Source organism: Deltaproteobacteria bacterium, assembly GCA_009929795.1.
Lineage (GTDB): Bacteria > Desulfobacterota > Desulfovibrionia > Desulfovibrionales > Desulfomicrobiaceae > RZZR01.
In genome coordinates, this window is sequence record RZZR01000346.1 from 1 (window position 1) to 1505 (window position 1505).

A 1505-nucleotide genomic window follows, 5' to 3' on the forward strand; every position below is an offset into this window, starting at 1 on the left:
CGTCTCTCCACGGTCATCCCCGGGACAGTGGCCACCCCCATCTGGGATGCGATCGGAGGTGCCCCGGAATCCGCCATAACACCGGAGGAATCCGCTCGTGCAATCCTCAAGGGCGTGGCGGCGAATGAAAGAATCGTCTTTGTCACTGCTGCCGACCGCGAGGGTGCCATCAACGCCGTTCGTCCCGAAGTCGCCGAGGGCATGGACGAATACCTCTTGAATCTGGCCAGGCAAAGGAGAAGCGGGAAGATCGATTTTTGAGATGTGGAAAGGAAATGCTCCCGGCTGCAGATCCTGGGGCTCTGAAGTGTTTTGAAGTTACGGCAGGAGTTCTGATGCCCAAATTTCTCGGCAGGTTGTTACGACGCTGGTCGCCCGCCATCCAGCCGGAAGATCGTGAAAACGTCGAAAAGGCCTTGTTCGCCTACAATCTGGCCCGCATCCGGGTCCTTGCCTGGTTGACGGTCGTCATCAGCATCGGGACCTTTGCGATACTCTCCGTGCTCATGCCGAAAATCGACGCCATGGTCGCCCGTGAAGGGGTTGGTAATCAAATTCAAGTGCTGAGGATCGCGATGTTCGCTGCCGCCTTCTCATATCTGGTTCTCAGTCGCAGCGCCTCCTCCGAAGTGCCTTGTCGCACGCAAAAAATCTTCGGATATCTCTTTCTTCTTCTGCTCCTGGGCGGGCTGGCCCTGCACACCGGAATTTTTCAAGCTCTCAGACCGTTGATCGCACCGTATCTCATCGGGGTTTTCGCCGTCGCCTCGTTCACTTTTCTGACATGGCCCATGGCTGTCGGAATTTTCAGTTTCGCATGGGCCGTTGCCTTTGTCTCCCAAATTCACTTCCAGCCTGACGAGGCGATCATGGCCGCAAACCTCATTCATCTTACGGTCATGACCCTCGTCGCCCTTATTGTTTCCAGGGTCACGTTCAACTTCAAGGTCAAGGAAGTTCTGGCCCACAGACAGATCGAACGTCTGTCCCATACCGACCAGTTGACGGGCCTGGCCACCCGTCGGCTCATGGACAAGGTTCTTCGGGAGGAATGGAGCCGGTGCAAGCGCTACCAAAAGCCGCTCGGAGTGCTCATGGCTGACGTCGACTTCTTTAAGCCCTTCAATGACACCTACGGGCATCAGGCCGGGGACGAGTGCCTCCGGACCGTTAGCGAAATTTTTCGGAGCATGGCCCGCCGAGGTGGCGATCTGGCCGCTCGCTACGGCGGCGAGGAGATTTTGATGATTCTTCCGAATACAGATATCGCAGGGGTAGCCAATGTCGGGGAGATCGTCCGCGAGTCCGTCGAACGGCTAGGCATTCCAAATGCCGTCGGCCTCAATGGGACGTTGACTGTGAGCCTGGGAGCGGCATGTGTAACCCCCTCGGACGAGAGCAACATTCAGTCATTGATCGGCGCGGCGGACGAGGCCCTGTACAAGGCCAAATCTCAGGGACGCAACCGTTTGGTGCTTGCCGAAGACGGGGCGGCCGGAAAAATG

General features: G+C 57.4%; 1 protein-coding gene. It reads left to right on the plus strand.

Features of this window, described 5'->3' with window-relative positions; all coding sequences use genetic code 11:
- Window positions 1-275: 275 nt before the first annotated feature.
- On the plus strand, window positions 276-1505 hold a 1230-nt coding region (locus tag EOM25_14880), incomplete at its 3' end, for a GGDEF domain-containing protein (protein ID NCC26462.1).